Origin of the sequence: Thermodesulfatator atlanticus DSM 21156 (assembly GCF_000421585.1) — a bacterium.
GTDB lineage: Bacteria > Desulfobacterota > Thermodesulfobacteria > Thermodesulfobacteriales > Thermodesulfatatoraceae > Thermodesulfatator > Thermodesulfatator atlanticus.
In genome coordinates, this window is record NZ_ATXH01000012.1 from 1 (window position 1) to 18497 (window position 18497).

Genomic DNA, 18497 nt, shown 5'->3' on the forward strand with positions numbered 1-18497 from the left:
GAGACGATTCTTTTTCAGACGGGTTATCTCACCATAGAAAAAAGATACGAAATCATGCCAGGTGAGGCAGTTTACGTCTTACGCTTCCCAAATATCGAAGTGAGAAAGGCCTTCTCTGACCACCTTTTGAATTACTTTCTGGAGGACCTTTCAAAGAAAACAGCAAACAAGATACGTATGGCACGGGTTCTCAAGGCAGGAAGAGTTTCTGAGATGATGGAGGTATTTCGCGCGTTTTTTGCTTCCATACCCCACGATTGGTATCGAAAGACAGAGCTTGCGGGCTATGAGGGCTTTTACGCGAGCATTTTTTACTGCTATTTTGCGGCGCTTGGTCTGGACGTGCGGGTGGAAGAGGCTACTAACCAGGGCCGCCTGGACATGGCGGTGCTTTTCGAGGGCAGGTGTTATCTCTTTGAATTCAAGGTGGTAGAAGATGAACCCGAGGGCAAGGCGCTTTTGCAGCTAAAAGAGAAGCGTTACTGGGAGAAGTATAAGGGCGAGTGCAAAAAGATCTGGCTCATCGGGGTTGAGTTCAGCAAGCGTGAGCGGAACATCGTTTCTTTTGAAGTGGAAGAAATTTCCTGAGATTGCCACGGCGGATCCAATCGCGATGGGCGAAGGGCAATCTGTGATCGTTAAGTTCTAGAGGTTTGGATGGAATGGATATCGAAAAGCACCATTTTTGTCAGCAATTGCGAGCTAACACCTCTTTTACGGTCTTGCTAGCGAAGCGAAACAATCCAATGAGATCACTTCGGCGTGCGATAGCTTCGTGATGACGGTGTAGTTGATATCGCACGGGCGTCCAAGTCGCCTCGCAAGATACTGTTCAAAATATCATCGGTTTTTTGCTTCTATTCTACGAAGAACGCTTTAATATTGAATGAAAGACCTTTGCAAAACTTTTTTAAGTCCCGTTTCAGCAAACGTTCCTATTTTTCGTTCGGCAAAATGGGAACGGATCCCGTGTAGTCAGCTTACAACACTGATCTTCCGCAATATTGCAAAGGTCACACGAAAATGTTTAAGCTTGAAAAGACATCTAATGAGGAGGTTTTTTTATGCGCCTTAGCCGCTACTTCTTGCCCACATTAAGGGAAGACCCTAAAGAAGCCGAGGTCATAAGCCATAAGTTGATGCTCCGCGCAGGGATGATCCGCCGTGTTGCCTCTGGCATATATACTTTTTTACCCCTTGGGCTGCGCACTTTAAGAAAGGTCGAACAAATTGTGCGTGAAGAAATGAATCGTGCCGGGGCCCTGGAAGTACTCATGCCTTTGGTACAACCAGCGGAACTCTGGCAGGAAACCGGACGCTGGGACAAGTTTGGCAAAGAACTTTTGCGTTTCAAAGACCGCAAAGACCACGATTTTTGCCTGGGCCCCACCCACGAAGAAGTAATCACAGATCTTGTACGAGGCGAAATTCGCTCCTACCGCCAGCTTCCCCTTATTCTCTATCAGATTGCCACCAAGTTCCGCGATGAGATCAGACCGCGATTTGGCCTTATGCGGGGCCGCGAATTTATCATGAAAGATGCCTACAGTTTTGATGCCGATGAAAAAGGCCTTGATAAGAGCTATCAGCTTATGTACGAAACATACGAACGCATTTTTACCCGCTGCGGCTTGCGCTTCAAAGCAGTTCTTGCAGACACAGGGGCCATTGGCGGAAAAGAATCCCATGAATTTATGGTGCTTGCTGAGACCGGTGAGGATACCATTGCCAGTTGCCCTTCTTGCGGATACGCCGCAAACTTAGAAATGGCAGAAGCTGTGAGAGACTTCCAGTATGCTGACGAAGAAGAAAAACCCCTTGAGAAGGTTTCCACCCCTGATGTTAAACGCGTTGAAGACGTAGCCAGGTTTCTGGGTGTGTCTCCTGCCAAACTGGTAAAGACTCTCATTTACCTGATAGACGGAAAACCTTATGCCATACTCATCAGGGGAGATCACGAATTAAACGAAGTAAAACTAAAACGCGCCCTTGGTGCGGAAAGTATCGTCATGGCAGATGCCGCAACCGTAGCAAAGCTTACTAGCGCCCCGGTGGGTTTTGCTGGCCCTATAGGGCTTTCAGGCCTTACAATCATCGCAGATAACGCGGTAAAAGGTCTTAAAAACTTTGTGGTTGGCGCAAATGAAAGCGACGCCCATTACGTTAACGCAAACTACCCCCGTGATTTTGACATTGAAGCTTTTTATGACCTGCGTAACGTAACCGAAGGCGATCTTTGCCCAAGATGCAGCAGCCCCCTTGAACTCACCAAAGGGATCGAAGTTGGCCATGTTTTCAAGTTAGGCACCACTTATAGCGAAGCCATGGGGGCTACCTTTCTTGATGCCGAGGGTAAAGAGCGTCCGTTTGTGATGGGCTGCTACGGCATAGGAGTTTCCAGGACCATGGCCGCTGCCATTGAACAAAATCACGACGAAAATGGCATCATCTGGCCTATGCCTTTGGCCCCGTTTCACGCCATCCTGCTAACCTTGAGCCCCAAAGATACCAAGCTTATGGAAGCTTCTGAAAATATTTACCAAGCACTTCAGGAAAAGCAGGTAGAAGTGCTCTGGGATGAAAGAGACGAGCGCCCCGGGGTCAAATTTAAAGATGCCGATTTAATAGGGATTCCCTATAAAATCGTCATTGGCAAAAAGTTTCAGAAAGAAGGAAAGGTGGAACTGAAATCAAGACGCGGCGATGAGGAACACTCCTTTACCCCTGAAGAAGCTGTCAATTTTTTAAGCGAGAAGGTAAAGGGATAAAAATTGGCACAAACTAAAGAACGCCTTGATAAACTTTTGGTGCAAAAAGGGCTTTGCGAAACAAGGGAAAAGGCACAAGCCTTAATAATGGCTGGGGAAGTCTACGTTAATGGAAAAAGAATTGAAAAAGCCGGCCAGAAAATCCCCTTTGACGCCCAAATTGAGATTAAAGGCAAGGGGCTTCCTTTTGTTTCTCGCGGGGGGCTTAAACTTGCCCATGCCCTTAAGCATTTCGGCATTGATGTAGCTGGGCTTGTTTGCGCTGATATAGGGGCCTCTACCGGTGGCTTTACAGACTGTCTTTTACAAGAAGGCGCTGCCAAAGTCTATGCCATTGATGTAGGTAAGGGACAGTTGCATTACAAACTACGGAACGACCCGCGGGTGGTGGTGCTCGAAGGAATCAATGCTCGCTATCTTACTGAAGAAAGCCTTCCCGAAAAGGTTGGCCTTGTTACCATTGATTGCTCTTTCATTTCTCTTACCAAAATTTTACCTGCGGCCGTAAAAATTCTAAAACCAGAAGGTCTCATCATCGCCCTCATTAAGCCTCAGTTTGAAGTTGGAAAAGGAAAAGTCGGCAAAGGTGGTGTAGTAAAGGATCCAAAACTCCACCAAGAAGTTATTGAGAAAATAAAAACTTTTTCCGAAAAAGAACTTAATCTCAAAACAGAGGGAATAACTGAAAGTCCAATCCTTGGCCCGGCAGGAAATAAAGAATTTTTGATTCTTCTAAAAAAGAAGCCCTATTAAGTTTAAGTGTTTGCTTATTTACACGATAATGGTATAAATGGCCAAATTTGAGAAAAGAGGGGGCTTTTATGCTTGTCAAAGAATGGATGACTGAAGACCCTATCGTACTCGATGAAAATGCTTCCATTATGAAAGCAGTTCAGATAATGAAAGAACACAACATGCGCCGCATACCGGTGGTGAAAGACGGCAAACTGGTAGGGATTATCACTGACCGTGATATCAGAGAGGCAACCCCATCAAAAGCCACGGCCCTAGATGTTCATGAGCTCTACTATCTTCTTTCTGAAATCAGGGTAAAAGACGTCATGACCCCTGACCCTATCACCATAACCCCTGATGTTACCGTAGAATTTGCCGCGGTGGTCATGCTTGAAAATCGCATTTCAGGTCTCCCTGTGGTTGACGAAGAAAACCACGTAATCGGCATCATCACCCAAACAGACGTATTCAAAGTCCTTATCCACATCACCGGAATTTACTATGGTCCTTATCAGATTGCTTTTCTTCTCAAGGCCCAGCCAGGGCTTATCTCCGAAATCGCCCAAGAAATCCGCAGACACGGCGCTCGCATTGTTACGGTGCTAACTTCTTATGAAGGCCTAGAACTTGAAAGGCGTCGTGTATATTTTCGCGTTATGGATATGCCTGAAGACAAGTTCAAAGAAATGGTTGATCATCTCAAAAAGAAATACAACGTGCTTTACTGGATTCGAGACGATCTCTCTAAGATTCCTCGTAAAAAGCAGACTTCTAAAATCCAAGAGGCGAAAGAAGCTCTCTTATAAATCTCTGAATACCCTGGCGCGGAAGGCTATTTTTTAGTTCTGGGACATCTTTTTCCCTAAAAGGCATAAGAATTGTTTCTCTGCCTCTAAGAGGATCAAAATCTTGAATCTCAAGGAATACAATGTCTTCAGGAGGAGAAGGCGCTTCGTCTAAATAACTTTCTGGCCTGCTTTCCATGGCCTTAACCCACATGGGGCAGGCTGCTCGGCCTCCGGTCTCAAGTCTCCCTAAAGAAACGACCTTATCGTAACCTATCCATACCCCGCAGGTAATTTCTTTAGTAAAACCAATGAACCAGGCATCTTTATAATTATCCGTGGTACCTGTTTTTCCTCCTGCCCAAACACCCAAGGCTTTAGCACACCGTCCTGTGCCGTCTCTTACCACTTCGTGCAAAAGAAAACTCATAAAATAAGCGGTTTCAGGGGAAATAACCTGCTTGCTTTTAGTTTCAAGGGGGATAGCCTTGCCGTGGCGATCAAAAATACTTTCCACCCACCGGGTGTCTTTCAGCACACCCTGGTTGATAAAAACAGTATAGGCCCTGGTTAACTCCAAAAGTGAAATACCAGAGCTTCCAAGGGCTAGAGAATAATTACGCGCAAGCGGACTTTTTATGCCCAGCATCTGCGCGGTGGTAATGAGATCAGGGAGTCCCGTGGCATAGGCAAGCTTAACTGCCACGGTATTGCGCGAATGCACCAGAGCAGTACGCAAGCTGATAGGGCCCAGGTAGCCTTTGTCAAAATTCTTAGGCTGCCAGAAAGAACCTGCTTTGGCCCCGGGCAAAACAATAGGCTCATCCACCACCTGACTCGCTACGTTGGCAAAGCCCTTCTCAAGGACAGTAGCCCAAATAATGGGCTTAAAAGCTGAACCCGGCTGACGCCTCGCCTGGATGGCACGGTTAAATTGTGTGTTGCGAAAGTCCCTTCCTCCCACCAGCACACGAACCGCCCCGCTTTGGTTGTCAAGACAAATAACTGCCCCCTCAGGGATATCTTTACGCTTGTTCCGCTTGGCAATGATTTTCAGGTGCTCTTGCAAGCGTTTTTCAACTTCCTGTTGCCAGAGAAGATCTAATGAGGCGTAAATAGTATAACCACCGGTATAAAGCTCTGGGCCAAATTTTCTCTCAAGCCTTTGGCGCAAGACCGATAGAAAATAAAGCGCTTCTTTTTTAGGGGAAAAATCTCCAGGGTTGAGTTTAAGAGGGGCTTTCATGGCCTTTTCTGCTGTTTCCCAGCTGATATAGCCCTCTTCTGCCATGCGACGCAACACGTAGGCCCTGCGTTTAAGAGCAAGCTTTGGATTCCGTAAAGGGTTATATTTACTGGGTGCAGGAGTTAGGCCCGCGATGAGAGCTGCCTCAGGAAGGGTTAGTTCCCATACGTGCTTGTTAAAATACGTCCTTGCTGCAGCTTCTACTCCGTAAGCCCCCGCCCCCAGATAAATTTGATTTAGATAAATAGTGAGAATTTCGTCTTTGGTAAGGGCCGCATCAATTTGCCAGGCCAAGATAGCTTCTTTGAGCTTGCGTTTTAGAGTTCTTTCATTTGAAAGGAGCAGGGCACGGGCTACCTGTTGGGTAATTGTACTTCCCCCTTGAACAATACGACGGGCCTTAATATCCCTTAGGGCCGCCCTTAAAATACTCAGGAAGTCAAGTCCTTTGTGCTCATAGAACCTGGCATCTTCCGCAGAGACAAAGGCCTGAATCAAATAGGGGGGCACCTGAGAAAGAGGAACGGGAAACCTGCGCTCTTTGTACCAATAAGCCAAAGTCTCGCCGCGATGGTCAAGAACTACCGTTGCCGCAGGAGGCTCATAATTGATAAGCTTTGAAATGCTAGGAAGCCCAAGCGAAAGGTAAAAATAAACCACTAAAAGAACAAAGATTAAAGCGAAGGCGGCTGCTGAAAAGAAAAGCACCGCCAGATGAAAATGGGAAAGCTTTCTGGGAGCCTTTTTGCGGCGTCTAGGCATTTCTCACCTTTAAGGTCCGCAAACGATTAAGGGCTGCGGCCAATTCAAAGGCCCTAAACCCTGCCAAATCTCCCCTGGGAAGACTGCTCAACATTAAAAGCCCTTTTTCCTTGAGGTCTTGTTGTAAAACATCAAGAGCCTCTGGCAAAGAAAGGCCCTTTTTAAGATGCTGGGCAAGCAGGGGAAGAGCAAGTGCTATAGCACGTGTTTGGTCCTCAGAAACTAATTGTTCCACCGCCTGAAGATCTATTAGTTCCTTACCCCAGACGATAATATGTCTGCCTTTGGGCTTTGGGGGTTTTGGGACTCGAGGGAAGCTATCTTCCCTAAAAGATCGGGGCCTGGGCAAAACAAAAGGGAAAGCAGCTTCTTTTCTGCGCCTCAAAGGAAATTCTTGAACAATTTTTTTGGCCTCAAGGGTAGCATCTTTGGGTAGATATTCTTCCATCACAATTACGGTATCAGCCACGTCAAGATAGTCACCACAGCCGCCTACAACCAGGATACTCGAAATACCGAAAATTTCATAAATCTCCCTGACCCTATCAAGAAAAGGCGTTATGGGTTCCTTTTCTTTAGAAACCAACGCCTGCATGCGCATATCACGAATCATAAAGTTGGTAGCGGATGTGTCTTCGTCTATTAGCAAAAGCTTTGACCCGATTTCTAAGGCTTCCATGATATTGGCCGCCTGGCTGGTAGAGCCTGACGCACAGTCTGTAGTAAAGGCATGCGTATCCTGGCCAAAGGGAAGATTATTAATAAAAGGAGAGATGTTCACTCCGGTAATTTTGCGGCCATCCTCCGCCCTTATTTTAATTGCCTCTGTGATAGTCACCACAAATTCTCGTCCGTCACCTGGCACATGGTTATAAATGCCCTGCTCAATGGCACGCAAAAGGGTGGATTTTCCGTGAAAGCCACCTCCTGCAATCAACGTAACACCTGGCCTTATGGCCAGGCCTCTAATCTTCCCCTGATTAGGGAGTTCAAGCTCAAGGGCAAGGGTTTCCGGGGCGACAAAAGGGATAGCGTTTTTAGCAGGCCTGGGATCAACGCCAGAGGCCCTTGGCAAGATACTTCCATCAGCTACAAAAGCCACTAACCCAAGCTCGTTTAACTTTTTGCGCAAAAAATCAGCGTCTTCGTTTGTTTCTACGTATTTCTGTAGCAAGTCCTTGGCTACATTTTGAAAAAAAAGCCCCTTGGCAAGCTGGGGTAAGGAATCAAATAGGATTTTTTGGGCTTCTTTAGCCAGGATGCGACGTCCTGCTGCAGGAAGCCCCACAAAAAAACGCAACTCAACACTTCCATCAGGAAAGACCTCTACCCCGGTGCGCGGCAAAATTTCTTGCCCTGGGCCGTGCACTTTGATTAAGCCCCCTTTCCCGGTGCCTATTTTGCGGGAAAGCCCCTTGCTGAGATCTTTAGCGCACTTGGCTAAAAAGTTTTCCAGCCCAAGGCGTCGGGAATCGTTACTATAAAAATGGGCAGGATAACCCGCTGAGGCAGATGGGATTTTGACGCGCATAAGGCTTGGAGGAGCAAAGGGATCTGATTGCACCTTATCTATACAAAGCAAGAATTCAGAGAACTGGTAAGTGCCCTTGAGCTCTTTATACGCTCCGTAACTTTTACCTTCTAGTTTTTTTAATTTGTTAAGTAGGTCTTTGCTATCCATCAAAACCGCCGCTTATGAGCCCATAACATGTGGCTGCGAGGAAACTCCCGCGCAATAAGCCTTTCAAGAATCTTTTGAAGCTCTTTTAAACTTTCTGCCTGGTGGTCTTCCTTGAAAAAGCCTCGTTCTTCTATGGCAAACCCTGAAGCTATCTTTTTTACACGCAAAAGACGATTGCGTTTCTTACAAAGAAGATCCAGACATTCTCCTTGTTTTAAGCGCTTGCTTTGTTCAAGAGACCACCAAAGGGCTTTTTCTATAGCAATACGCGCCATGTTCGCTACATTTTAGGCTAAAAATCAAACTAAACAAGATATTGCTAAGAGCATATCAACCGTCATTTGTGATTGCTCACACCGAAAATATGAAAAAAGCGTCGCAGGGAAAGTCTCTGACCAGCGAAGGGTGAGCAAAGGCATAGCGAAGGAAAAGGTAATAGGCCTTCTCGAGCTGCCGCTTTGTTGGTAAAACGCTCCATGAAATAGCAAAAAAGAAGGAGGAAAAAATGTTTGTTCCCCGAGGGTTTCAATTTGCCGCCTGTGCCAGCGGCATAAAAAAAGAAGGCCTTGATCTTGGACTGATTTATACCGAAGCAAAAGCCCTGGCAGCCGGAGTTTTTACCCAAAATTTGGTAAAAGCCGCCCCGGTGCTGCTCGGAAAAGAAATTTTGAGCAAGACCGAGGGAATCAAAGCTATCCTGGTAAATAGCGGCTGTGCAAACGCGTGCACCGGAGAAGCGGGGCTTAAAGACGCGCAAGAAATTTTAGAGGCCCTGGCCAAAAATTTGGGCTGCAACCTGACAAATATTCTCCCTGCTTCCACAGGGGTTATTGGAGAAAGACTCCCAAAAGACAAAATCATAAATTCCTTGCCAAACCTTTGTGCAAATCTCTCTACCGATGGTGTGGAACAATTTGCTCGGGCTATTATGACAACAGATGCCTTTCCCAAAATAGCTAGCCGTAAGATAAACATTCCCTCAGGAGAAATAACTATCTTAGGAATCGCTAAGGGGGCAGGCATGATTTGCCCCAATATGGCCACCATGCTTGCCTTTATCTTAACTGACGCCGAGCTTTCTCCTGTTTTTCTAAAAGAAACGCTCAAAAAAAACGTCGCTCTTACTTTCAATAGAATCTCAGTAGATGGAGATACCAGCACTAACGATACGGTTTACATGATGGCTAATGCTATTTCTGGGAAAATAGATACCCAAGAAGACCAAAAATTATTTGACCAGGCCTGTTATGAGATATGCTATGAACTTGCTAAATTTATCGTAAAAGATGGCGAAGGGGCCACAAAATTAGTACAAATAAAGGTGATCAATGCTGACAATGAAGAAAAAGCTCTTATAATTGCTAAAACTATTGCCAATTCTTTGTTGTCAAAAACTGCTTTCTTCGGAGAAGATCCTAATTGGGGGCGATTCTTAGCAGCCATGGGGCGAGCAGGAGTAAGCTTTAACCCTGAAAAAACTGACATTTACATTAACCAAATAAAAATAGTTGCCAATGGATTAGGACAGGGGAAAGAACAAGAAAAGTTAGCTCATCAGGAAATGACAAAAAACGAATTTACTTTGACAATTGACCTCAAAGAAGGTAATGCTTCTGCGGAATATCTAACATGTGACTTAAGCTATGATTACGTGAAAATAAATGCCGAATACAGAACATAAATCCCAAAAAAACAAAAGCGATCAAGAAGAAAAAGGATATTGTGCCAAGGACGGAGAATATCGTCCTCTTAAAAAGGGCTGTCCACATCCCAAAGATTATTGTCCTCATCGAAAAGCATGTCTAATCCATTTTCTGAGCAAAGGAGATGACTTTTAGATGAGGATATTACTAACTAACGATGATGGCATTTTTGCAGAGGGACTGTGTGCCCTTCATGATGCCCTGTGTGGTGAGCATCAGGTTATTATTGTAGCCCCGGAAGCAGAAAGAAGCGCAGTAGGACATGCTATCACTATCGCCGATCCTTTGCGGGTTAGGAAAATAAAAAGAAACAACATATTTTTTGGATACGCTGTAAGTGGCACTCCTGCTGATTGTGTAAAACTGGCATTATACGAAATAGTAAACGGGAAAGTTGATCTAGTTTTATCTGGAATCAACAGAGGTGCAAACGTGGGAATAAATGTTCTTTATTCGGGAACGGTCTCTGCTGCCACAGAAGGAGCAATTCTTGGATATCCTAGCATAGCTGTTTCTTTAAACGAATATCTAGAGCCAGATTATTGTTTTGCCGCTTATTTTACCAGTTGCTTAATTGAATTTCTGGCTAAAAATGAATTCCCCAAAAATATATGTTTAAACGTAAATATTCCCGCTATTCCTGCCCATCAAATTAAAGGCATAAAATGCGTGCGCCAAAGCACAAAACCTCTTATTGAAAAATTCGAAAAAAGAATTGACCCTCATGGAAATATTTATTATTGGCAGTGCAGTGAAAAATTCATCGAAGAAGATCCCGACACTGACGTAGTTGCCTTAAAAGAAGGCTTTATTACCATTACACCTCTTTATCATAATCTCACGTCTTTTGAAATTTTAGCTAAAATTAAATCATGGAATATTGAATTCTAAAAAGAAGATTTTAGCAAAAAAGTCTTGACAACATACAAATAGTTAGCCTTAATAAAAGAAAAAATTTTAAGGGAGGGAGAACATGGCTAGAAAGCGCAGCAGACCCGTTACCAAAGAAGATGTTAAGTTTGTTTATGAAAACTATCTTAACATGTCAGCAGCGGAAATTGCCGAAAAACTCGGTATCAGCAAGTTCCAAGTAATGAAAATCGTCACTGAATTGCGCAAACGCGGAGTACCAATTCCAAAGAAAGTTGGAAAAAGAGAAAATCCTATTGATGCCTTTGTCAAAGAATTAAAAGAACAAGGCAAACTTTAAGTCTTTCTAAAGACACCATTCCCCACTGTTTTATTTCAGGGTGCCTGCGGGCACCCTTCTTTATTTTGTCAAACTTCCTTCCCATCTTTCTCGTTGACAATTAATCTCCAAGAGATAAGCTCTTGTTATCCTTTAACAAGGAGGAAGTTATGGACTTTGAAGCAGTCATTGGGCTGGAAGTACACGCCCAGCTTCTCACCAAAAGCAAAATTTTTTGTTCTTGTTCCACGGAATTTGGCGCTGCCCCCAATTCTCATGTGTGTCCGGTTTGTTGTGGCATGCCAGGAAGCCTTCCGGTGCTCAACAAAAGGGTCGTGGAATTCGCCATCAAACTCGCCTTAGCTACCAATGCTCGTATAAACCCTGTTTCTGTCTTTGCACGAAAAAACTACTTTTATCCAGACCTACCCAAAGGTTATCAAATCTCGCAGTACGAACTCCCTTTAGCAGAAGGTGGCTATATTGAAATAGAAGTCGATGGCCAGAAGAAAAAAGTAGGCCTGGTGCGCATACACATGGAAGAGGACGCTGGAAAACTCATCCACGACGAAGCACGTCCTGTATCATACGTTGACTTAAACCGCACCGGGGTCCCCCTTCTTGAAATTGTAAGCGAACCGGATATGCGTTCCCCTGAAGAGGCTGTTGCTTACCTTAAAAAGCTTCGTTCTATCCTTCGCTACCTAGAAATATGCGACGGTAATATGGAAGAAGGCAGCCTTCGTTGCGATGCCAACATTTCTGTGCGTCCGCGGGGAAGTGAAAAGTTCGGCACCAAAGTAGAACTGAAAAACATGAACTCATTTAAACACGTACAAAAAGCCCTTGAATACGAAATAAAACGGCAAATCGCCCTCATCTTAGACGGAAAAGAGGTAATCCAGGAAACGCGGCTTTTTGACGTTGCCCGCGGGGTTACCCAGTCTATGCGCGGCAAAGAAGAAGCCCATGATTACCGCTATTTCCCAGATCCGGATCTTGTCCCTGTTGAAATTTCTGAACATTGGATAAGGGAAATCGCCGACACCCTTCCAGAGTTACCCGATGCTAAGAAAAAGCGCTTTATGGAGGAATTTGGCCTTCCTGCTTATGATGCAGAGATAATAACCTCTTCTCGTAAGCTTGCGGAATTTTTTGAAGCTTGTTGCAAAAATTTTCCCAAGCCCAAACTTGTTAGCAACTGGATAATGACCGAAGTCCTTCGTGAGCTCAATAAAGAAGGAAAAGAAATCCACGAAACAAAGCTTACCCCTGAGCATTTTGTTGAGTTGCTTAAACTCCTTGATGAAGGCGTTATCAGCTCAACTATTGCCAAACAGATCTTCCCAGAGGTCTATCAGGGTCGTTCACCCAAAGAAATCGTCGAAGAAAAAGGCCTTAAACAGGAAAACGACGAAGATGCCTTGCGGGCTATCTGCCAGAAGATCGTCGAAGCCCATCCCAAAGAGGTGGAAAAATACCGCCAGGGCAAAAAGAATGTCATTGGCTTTTTCGTAGGCCAGGTGATGCGTGAAACCAGAGGCAAGGCCAATCCCAAGCTTGTCAATAAAATCCTTACAGAACTGCTTGAAGCCTAAGGAGGGACTGTGGAGTTTTTGCCTTCAAACTTGGACGTCATCAGGCCTATCCTTTGGGATCAAAAGGGCCTTCTCTTGCTTGACCAGCGGCTTTTACCCTGGAAAGAGAAATACCTGCGCTTTAAAACCCCAGCCCAGGTGAAGCAAGCCATTAAAAAAATGGTAGTACGCGGGGCCCCTGCCATAGGGATTACCGCTGCCATCGGGCTGGTTTTAGGGGCAGAACGCATCAAAGCCCGCAGCAAAAAGGACTTTCTTGCCAAACTAAAACGTATTGGCGAAAGCCTTAAAAGTGCCCGCCCCACAGCCGTAAACCTTGCCTGGGCGGTTGATAGGCTTATAAAAGTAGCCCAAAGCGAAGATTTATCTGTTGACGATATAGTTTCTCGTCTGCGCCAGGAAGCTTTAAAAATCTGGGAAGAAGATATCGAAGCCAACAAAGCCATGGGCCGCTTAGGCGCAAAACTCATTCCTGCCAAGGCTTCCGTTCTTACCCATTGCAATGCTGGAGCCCTGGCAACAGGAGGCTACGGCACAGCCATTGGGGTAATCAGGGCGGCTTTTGAGGCTGGCAAAGAAATAGAAGTCATTGCAGACGAGACCAGGCCTTGGCTTCAGGGAGCGCGGCTTACGGCCTGGGAGCTAAAAAAAGTCGGCATCCCTGTAAAGATAAGCCCTGATGGGGCGGCAGGAAGCCTCATGGCCCAGGGAAAGGTCCAGGCCATAGTGGTTGGTGCAGACCGCATCGCAGCAAATGGCGACGTAGCCAATAAAATCGGCACTTATTCCCTAGCCGTACTTGCGCGTGAAAACCAGGTGCCGTTTTACGTGGCCGCTCCTTGTTCCACGATAGACCTTGCTACCTCTACCGGCAAAGACATTCCCATTGAATGGCGTGATGAAAAAGAAGTGCTCTGTTGTGTTAAAAAACGCATTGCCCCGCGTGGGGTCTCGGCCCTAAATCCTGCTTTTGACGTGACACCAAACTCATATATCTCTGCCATCATAACCGAAAGGCAAGTGGTGAAAGCGCCTTATGAAGAAAATCTTGCCAAAGCGGTGGAGGCATAACCATGGAGCTTTTAGCTTTGGCCAAAGCCGCGGCCCTTGCTGCAGGAAGACTTCAGCGCGAATACTTTGACAAAAACATTGAAGTAAAGCGCAAAGGAGAAATTGACCTGGTAACAGAAGTTGACATAAAAAGCGAGGCCCTTATTGTCTCCTTGCTAAAAACCTCTGGCATCCCCATTCTTGCCGAAGAACAGGCCAAAACAGAACCCAAAGGCCGCTACTGGCTGGTGGATCCATTAGACGGCACCACTAACTATGCCCATCATTTTCCCTGGTTTGCCCCAAGTATTGCCCTCATGGAAGACAAAGAACCTGTCCTCGGGGTGATTTATCACGTTATGCTTGATGAGCTCTTTTGGGCGGAGAAAGAAAAAGGCGCTTTTTTAAACGGGCGTCAAATAAACGTCTCTCAAGTAGCTAAGCTCAACGACGCAGTTTTGGCCACTGGCTTCCCTTATGGAGTCCATGACCAGCCTGAAAAAGTCGTAGGTGCTTTCCACGACTTTCTGATAAAGGCCCAGGGGGTGCGTCGGGCAGGGGCAGCGGCCCTTGATCTTGCTTACGTTGCCTGCGGGCGTTTTGATGGGTTCTGGGAGCCACTTCTTAAGCCCTGGGATACTGCTGCCGGAATCCTTCTGGTAAAAGAAGCAGGTGGCCGTGTTACCAATTATCGAGGGGAAGCTTACGATCCCTTTCAGAACAATATTCTGGCAAGCAACGGCTTGATTCACGAAGAGATGATTCCCATTGCGTCTAAGTACGTGCCATGAAAAAAGAAAGAAAATGCCCGCATTGTGGCAAAACCATAGAAACTTATCGCAATCCCTTTCCCACGGTGGATATCATTATCGAAGTAGAAGATAAAATTTGCCTTATCCGCCGCAAAAATCCACCATACGGTTGGGCCATACCTGGCGGATTTGTAGACTATGGCGAGTCGTTAGAAGATGCTGCTAAGCGGGAGGCCCAAGAAGAAACCGGCCTGGACGTAGAGCTTATCTGCCAATTTTATACCTATTCTGAACCAGACCGTGACCCGCGGTTTCACACGATAACCACGGTTTACATTGCCAAGGCACATGGTGCACCGCAAGGGGCTGATGATGCCGCAGAGGCAAGACTTTTTTCGCTGCAAGAAATACCTTTTGAAGAACTTGTGTTTGACCATAACCGCATTATTGCCGATTATGTAAAATGGCGATATGGAAAATCAATTAATTTGCCCGAAAACAGAACAAAGACTAAAATTTCTCGTTGTTGATGATGAGCCGCTTATTACCGAGTTCATCAAGACCCATCTTGGCACCAAGGGATGCCAGTGTGACGTTGCCTTAAATGGCAAAGAGGCCCTTGAGCTACTTAACAAAAACGGCCCCTATACCATCCTGATTACTGATATCTTTATGCCCGAGATGGACGGGCTCACCCTTATCAAAAAGGCCAAAGAGAAATGGCCTGAGCTAGAGATAATTGCTATCACCGCCCACGGCCAAAAGGTAAAATACCGGGACGTAATTGAGGCAGGTGCAGGCGACTTCATCAGAAAGCCTTTTGAAATTGATGAGCTTGAGGCCAAAATAGCGCGTATTTTGCGCGAAAAAGAACTACGCGACAAATTAAAACTTATGGTGCAACAAGATCCCCTTACAGGTATTTACAACCGTCGCTATTTTGAAGAAAAACTCACCGAAGAATGCTACAAAGCCTGGCGGCAAAAATATCCCCTCCACCTGGTGATGTTTGATATTGACAAATTTAAGCAATTTAATGATTCTTTTGGGCACCAAGCCGGAGACCGCCTGCTAAAACGCTTAGCAGAAATCCTTGTTTCTTCTACTAGAAAATACGTTGACCTGCCCTTTCGCTACGGAGGCGATGAATTCGCCCTTATTTTGCCCCAGTGTGATACCGATGCGGCTTGTAAAATAGTTAAACGTATCATTAACCGTTTTTCGCTGGAAGATTTCTCTCCCGCAAGTCTTTCGGCAGGAATTGCCAAGTTTATCCGCCGGGAAGAACGCCCTATCAGCGAAGACGTTGACGATCTGATCCTGCGTGCAGATGAAGCCCTCTACGAAGCCAAAAGAAAGGGTGGGCACATATTCGTCGTAGATCCCCTTTCTAAAAAAGACAAAAAAACAAGACAAAAAACAATAACTAATGGGCTAGAAAGGCCTTGATATTGTCTTCCCTGGGGTTTATACCCTTGAGCACTACCTGGACTTTTGTTCCCGGTTCAAGCTTCAAGGTGGGGGGCAAGGGAATATCAACGGTGATCATGTAATCAAGAATTAAAACCTTGGCCTTACGCTGGTGGATGTCTATTACTAACGCGTCTAATTTTTGATTGCGAGCGTTTTCTTTGAGATATTTGAGCAACCAATAGCGATAAGTTCTGTTTTTAACGGTGTTTACCACTTCAAGGGCACGCGAAAGCTCTTTCAAAAATTCTTCGATCTCTTCTACGCTAAAAAGCAGCTTTCCTGTCCTGAGAAAATGGCAAAGCTGGTGCTCCATAATTAGATCTACCGCTCTTCGAATAGGCGAAGTAACCGTGGTATAGCAGGGAAGCCCCAGTCCATGATGAAACTCTGGAGAAAGATGCATCTCCCCCCGGGACATATGCCTTAGCTGGAGAAAATTGAGATAAAGGTCTTGCTCGTGCCCGGAAATAATGCGCTCTTTGGGTTTAGGTTGGCTGCGATAGATGGCAGGCACCTGTTTATCTTTTAAAAACTTCGCCGCGATAAAATTCGCAAGAATCATGTACTCTGAGACCAAGAATCTTGCCCCTGTTATTTCAATACGCTCAAGTATTATGTGCCCGTCTTCTACCCGAAGAGAAATTTCTGGCAAATAAACCGGGAGGGCCCCGGCCTTAAGGCGCCTTTTAAAAAGCTTTTGTGAAAACTCATAAAGTGGCGCAAGTTCTTTATCGAGCAAGGTATCGGCTTCATCATAGGTGAGTCTTTGGGCTACTTTGACCACCGAACGGACAATACGAAAGCCCTTAAGTTCCCCGTCAGGTGATAGTGTTGCCAGAAAGGAAAGGGCAGGACGTTCTTTACCAGCAATAAGGCTTGCTGCTTCTTCGGAAATTATCCGTGGAAGCATGGGAATGATGCGATCAGGAAGATAAATCGTAGCCCCACGGTTTAAAGCCTCTTTAAAAAGACGCGATCCTGGTGGCACAAAAGCAGAAACATCAGCAATGTGGATCCCGATTTCCAGACCATCTTCCCTTTCGCAAAAGTGAATGGCATCGTCGAAATCTCTTGTCTCTGGGCCATCAATGGTTATAGGGAAGAGATGAGTTAGATCCTCGCGGCCTTCGCGATCAAAACCTTTGGCGACTATTTCTTGGGCTTCTCGTTCTACCTCTTCGGGGAAGTCTTCTTTGATATCAAAGCGCAAAAGTTCAAGGTTCTCGTCTTCGGAAAAAACCCCTGCAGAGACCAAAATTTTAAAGACTTTCCCTGGCCGTTCAGCCCCTAGGCTTTTTAGCAAATCCTTGGTCTCTTTGGCATGATTTGCCTCATCGCCAAAAAGCAAAAACTCTTTAAGAGATCTTAGCCAAAAATCTTTAATTTCATCTGAGAGAGGAACCTCCTTCCCCTCTAAAAGAGACCTTAGCCACAAGGCCCCTTTTTCGCGGCGGGCCAGGCGTTCCTCTTCCTTACGACGGGCTTCTTTTAAGCGGGAAACTTCTTCTCGCGAGTGGACGACGATATTTCCTTCGCGAAAACGAAAATAAAGGCGGTCTTCAAGGACCTTGCGAATCAGAGCAGCTGCGTGATCGTCATCAGCGCCCTCGCCAAAATAAACTTCTGCTAATTCATCTGGTGAAATTTCTTCGGTATCATCTACGATTAACTCCCAGAGGGTCTCAAGGTCTATTTCGTCTTTTAGTTTCTCCCTTCTGGCATCGGCACTTTTTATGATTTCTAATTGTTCCTGGCGGTGAGGAGCCCGGAATGTCCTTTTGGAAACATGCAGAATACGCGTGCGCGGAAGTAACTCCTCGCGCCCGGAGGCCAAAAGCACCCGCAAGCGCCGATCTTTATGGCCAAGGCAGTAAGCCGTTTGCGTGCGCCCTTGCTCTGCAAATTCGATAAGGTGTCCAGTTAGGTCTTTTTCCTTCACGCCATACCCTTAGCAATTTTAATGGCTTCGCGCAAATCAAGTGCTCCGGTGTAGATGGCCCGCCCGGTGATAACTCCTTCAAGGCCTTTTTCTTCAAGAGGGAGAAGCTTTTTTATGTCTTCAATGCTTGAAACCCCACCGGCAAGATATACCGGGAGGGAGACCGTCTCAAGAAGAGGCAAAACTCTCTTGAGATTTACACCTTCTTCAGTACCATCTCGCGTTATGTCTGTAAAAATAATGGCCCTGAGACCAGCATCTTCTAAAAGCTTGGCTAATTCAAGGTAGTGAATGGAGCTTTCACTGGTCCAGCCTTCAACGGCAACATAGTCACCACGCACGTCAATACTTACCACTACGCGACCCGGGAAAAGACGGGCTGCTTCCCGGACAAGCTCAGGCTCCCTACAAGCAATGGTACCGAGAATCACCCGGTCAACCCCGAGAGAAACATAATCTTCAATAGTGGCTAAATCTCTCACTCCACCACCTACTTCCACTGGCACAGAAATGCTTTTTGCGATCTGAGCAATCAAATTGCGATGCACGGCTTTGCCTTCTTTGGCCCCAGAAAGATCTACAATGTGAATCAGTTCTGCTCCGGCCTTTTCAAATTCTTTTGCTATGGCAACGGGATCTTCGCTATAAACAGTTTCTTTCTGATAGTCTCCCTGGTAAAGACGCACGCAGCGACCATCTTTTAAATCAATCGCAGGAACCACCAGCATGAGTTTTCTCCTTTTCTTTTAGGAATTTAACCAGTAAAATAGCAGAGAAGATAAATTATGAAAGCTTTTGCTTGACATCATTCTGAGA

At 45.7% G+C, this 18497-nt stretch carries 17 protein-coding genes; 12 read left to right on the plus strand and 5 right to left on the minus strand.

What is annotated here, in order from left to right; genetic code table 11:
* The 4 genes from H528_RS0106040 to H528_RS12920 form a co-directional block, all read left to right on the plus strand.
* Window positions 1-588 (plus strand): PD-(D/E)XK nuclease domain-containing protein (locus H528_RS0106040; protein ID WP_022853442.1); only part of this gene is annotated, 588 nt, incomplete at its 5' end.
* A 476-nt stretch (window positions 589-1064) separates the two neighbouring features.
* The gene (locus H528_RS0106045; RefSeq protein ID WP_022853443.1) at window positions 1065-2768 is read left to right on the plus strand and encodes a proline--tRNA ligase; all 1704 of its coding nucleotides are present in this window, start codon (window positions 1065-1067) and stop codon (window positions 2766-2768) included.
* Between the two features lie 3 nt (window positions 2769-2771).
* Complete coding sequence (locus H528_RS0106050; protein WP_022853444.1) at window positions 2772-3521, plus strand: TlyA family RNA methyltransferase; 750 nt, start codon at window positions 2772-2774, stop codon at window positions 3519-3521.
* Between the two features lie 68 nt (window positions 3522-3589).
* The gene (locus tag H528_RS12920; RefSeq protein ID WP_022853445.1) at window positions 3590-4309 is read left to right on the plus strand and encodes a CBS and ACT domain-containing protein; all 720 of its coding nucleotides are present in this window, start codon (window positions 3590-3592) and stop codon (window positions 4307-4309) included.
* Here the strand turns inward: H528_RS12920 and H528_RS12925 are convergent.
* Genes H528_RS12925 through H528_RS12930 form a run of 3 tightly spaced genes read right to left on the minus strand, consistent with a single transcriptional unit; the run spans window position 4275 to window position 8252 of the window.
* The gene (locus H528_RS12925; RefSeq protein WP_022853446.1) at window positions 4275-6296 is read right to left on the minus strand and encodes a penicillin-binding protein 1A; all 2022 of its coding nucleotides are present in this window, start codon (window positions 6294-6296) and stop codon (window positions 4275-4277) included. The genes H528_RS12920 and H528_RS12925 overlap by 35 nt on opposite strands.
* On the minus strand, window positions 6289-7977 hold the full coding sequence (locus H528_RS0106065; RefSeq protein ID WP_022853447.1) for an ABC-ATPase domain-containing protein: 1689 nt from the start codon (window positions 7975-7977) through the stop codon (window positions 6289-6291). The genes H528_RS12925 and H528_RS0106065 overlap by 8 nt, the downstream gene beginning before the upstream one ends.
* Window positions 7977-8252, minus strand: coding sequence for a hypothetical protein (locus H528_RS12930; protein ID WP_022853448.1), 276 nt, complete (start codon window positions 8250-8252; stop codon window positions 7977-7979). Before H528_RS12930 ends, H528_RS0106065 begins: the two co-directional genes overlap by 1 nt.
* Before the next feature lie 230 nt (window positions 8253-8482).
* Between H528_RS12930 and argJ the strand changes: the two genes are divergently transcribed.
* From argJ to H528_RS12935, 8 genes are all read left to right on the plus strand, one after another.
* The gene (argJ, locus tag H528_RS0106075) at window positions 8483-9658 is read left to right on the plus strand and encodes a bifunctional glutamate N-acetyltransferase/amino-acid acetyltransferase ArgJ (RefSeq protein ID WP_022853449.1); all 1176 of its coding nucleotides are present in this window, start codon (window positions 8483-8485) and stop codon (window positions 9656-9658) included.
* Window positions 9659-9815: 157 nt separating this feature from the next.
* The gene (gene surE / locus H528_RS0106085; protein WP_022853451.1) at window positions 9816-10571 is read left to right on the plus strand and encodes a 5'/3'-nucleotidase SurE; all 756 of its coding nucleotides are present in this window, start codon (window positions 9816-9818) and stop codon (window positions 10569-10571) included.
* Window positions 10572-10653: 82 nt separating this feature from the next.
* Window positions 10654-10890, plus strand: a complete 237-nt coding sequence (locus H528_RS0106090; RefSeq protein WP_022853452.1) for an HTH domain-containing protein — start codon at window positions 10654-10656, stop codon at window positions 10888-10890.
* Window positions 10891-11039: 149 nt separating this feature from the next.
* Entirely contained in the window at window positions 11040-12467 is a 1428-nt protein-coding gene (gene gatB, locus H528_RS0106100) for an Asp-tRNA(Asn)/Glu-tRNA(Gln) amidotransferase subunit GatB (RefSeq protein ID WP_022853453.1), read from the plus strand.
* Window positions 12468-12506: 39 nt separating this feature from the next.
* The gene (gene mtnA / locus H528_RS0106105) at window positions 12507-13538 is read left to right on the plus strand and encodes an S-methyl-5-thioribose-1-phosphate isomerase (protein ID WP_028845813.1); all 1032 of its coding nucleotides are present in this window, start codon (window positions 12507-12509) and stop codon (window positions 13536-13538) included.
* A gap of 2 nt (window positions 13539-13540) precedes the next feature.
* The gene (locus H528_RS0106110) at window positions 13541-14308 is read left to right on the plus strand and encodes an inositol monophosphatase family protein (protein ID WP_022853455.1); all 768 of its coding nucleotides are present in this window, start codon (window positions 13541-13543) and stop codon (window positions 14306-14308) included.
* The gene (locus H528_RS0106115) at window positions 14305-14799 is read left to right on the plus strand and encodes an NUDIX domain-containing protein (protein WP_022853456.1); all 495 of its coding nucleotides are present in this window, start codon (window positions 14305-14307) and stop codon (window positions 14797-14799) included. Before H528_RS0106110 ends, H528_RS0106115 begins: the two co-directional genes overlap by 4 nt.
* A complete protein-coding gene (locus tag H528_RS12935) occupies window positions 14741-15718 on the plus strand; it encodes a GGDEF domain-containing response regulator (protein ID WP_022853457.1) in 978 nt (325 codons plus the stop codon). Before H528_RS0106115 ends, H528_RS12935 begins: the two co-directional genes overlap by 59 nt.
* Here the strand turns inward: H528_RS12935 and H528_RS0106125 are convergent.
* Both H528_RS0106125 and hisA read right to left on the minus strand, forming a co-directional pair.
* A complete protein-coding gene (locus H528_RS0106125) occupies window positions 15696-17681 on the minus strand; it encodes a ribonuclease catalytic domain-containing protein (RefSeq protein WP_022853458.1) in 1986 nt (661 codons plus the stop codon). The two genes, H528_RS12935 and H528_RS0106125, sit on opposite strands and share 23 nt — an antisense overlap.
* Entirely contained in the window at window positions 17678-18409 is a 732-nt protein-coding gene (gene hisA / locus H528_RS0106130; protein ID WP_022853459.1) for a 1-(5-phosphoribosyl)-5-[(5-phosphoribosylamino)methylideneamino]imidazole-4-carboxamide isomerase, read from the minus strand. Before hisA ends, H528_RS0106125 begins: the two co-directional genes overlap by 4 nt.
* Window positions 18410-18497 lie beyond the last annotated feature (88 nt).

Excerpts from the sequence above, each read along its gene's own strand:
- H528_RS0106045 (WP_022853443.1), top strand. The coding sequence starts at position 1,065 with ATGCGCCTTAGCCGCTACTTCTTGCCCACATTAAGGGAAGACCCTAAA.
- H528_RS12920 (WP_022853445.1), top strand. The coding sequence starts at position 3,590 with ATGCTTGTCAAAGAATGGATGACTGAAGACCCTATCGTACTCGATGAA.
- H528_RS12925 (WP_022853446.1), bottom strand. The coding sequence starts at position 6,296 with ATGCCTAGACGCCGCAAAAAGGCTCCCAGAAAGCTTTCCCATTTTCAT.
- H528_RS0106065 (WP_022853447.1), bottom strand. The coding sequence starts at position 7,977 with ATGGATAGCAAAGACCTACTTAACAAATTAAAAAAACTAGAAGGTAAA.
- H528_RS12930 (WP_022853448.1), bottom strand. The coding sequence starts at position 8,252 with ATGGCGCGTATTGCTATAGAAAAAGCCCTTTGGTGGTCTCTTGAACAA.
- argJ (WP_022853449.1), top strand. The coding sequence starts at position 8,483 with ATGTTTGTTCCCCGAGGGTTTCAATTTGCCGCCTGTGCCAGCGGCATA.
- surE (WP_022853451.1), top strand. The coding sequence starts at position 9,816 with ATGAGGATATTACTAACTAACGATGATGGCATTTTTGCAGAGGGACTG.
- H528_RS0106090 (WP_022853452.1), top strand. The coding sequence starts at position 10,654 with ATGGCTAGAAAGCGCAGCAGACCCGTTACCAAAGAAGATGTTAAGTTT.
- gatB (WP_022853453.1), top strand. The coding sequence starts at position 11,040 with ATGGACTTTGAAGCAGTCATTGGGCTGGAAGTACACGCCCAGCTTCTC.
- H528_RS0106110 (WP_022853455.1), top strand. The coding sequence starts at position 13,541 with ATGGAGCTTTTAGCTTTGGCCAAAGCCGCGGCCCTTGCTGCAGGAAGA.
- H528_RS0106115 (WP_022853456.1), top strand. The coding sequence starts at position 14,305 with ATGAAAAAAGAAAGAAAATGCCCGCATTGTGGCAAAACCATAGAAACT.
- H528_RS12935 (WP_022853457.1), top strand. The coding sequence starts at position 14,741 with ATGGAAAATCAATTAATTTGCCCGAAAACAGAACAAAGACTAAAATTT.
- hisA (WP_022853459.1), bottom strand. The coding sequence starts at position 18,409 with ATGCTGGTGGTTCCTGCGATTGATTTAAAAGATGGTCGCTGCGTGCGT.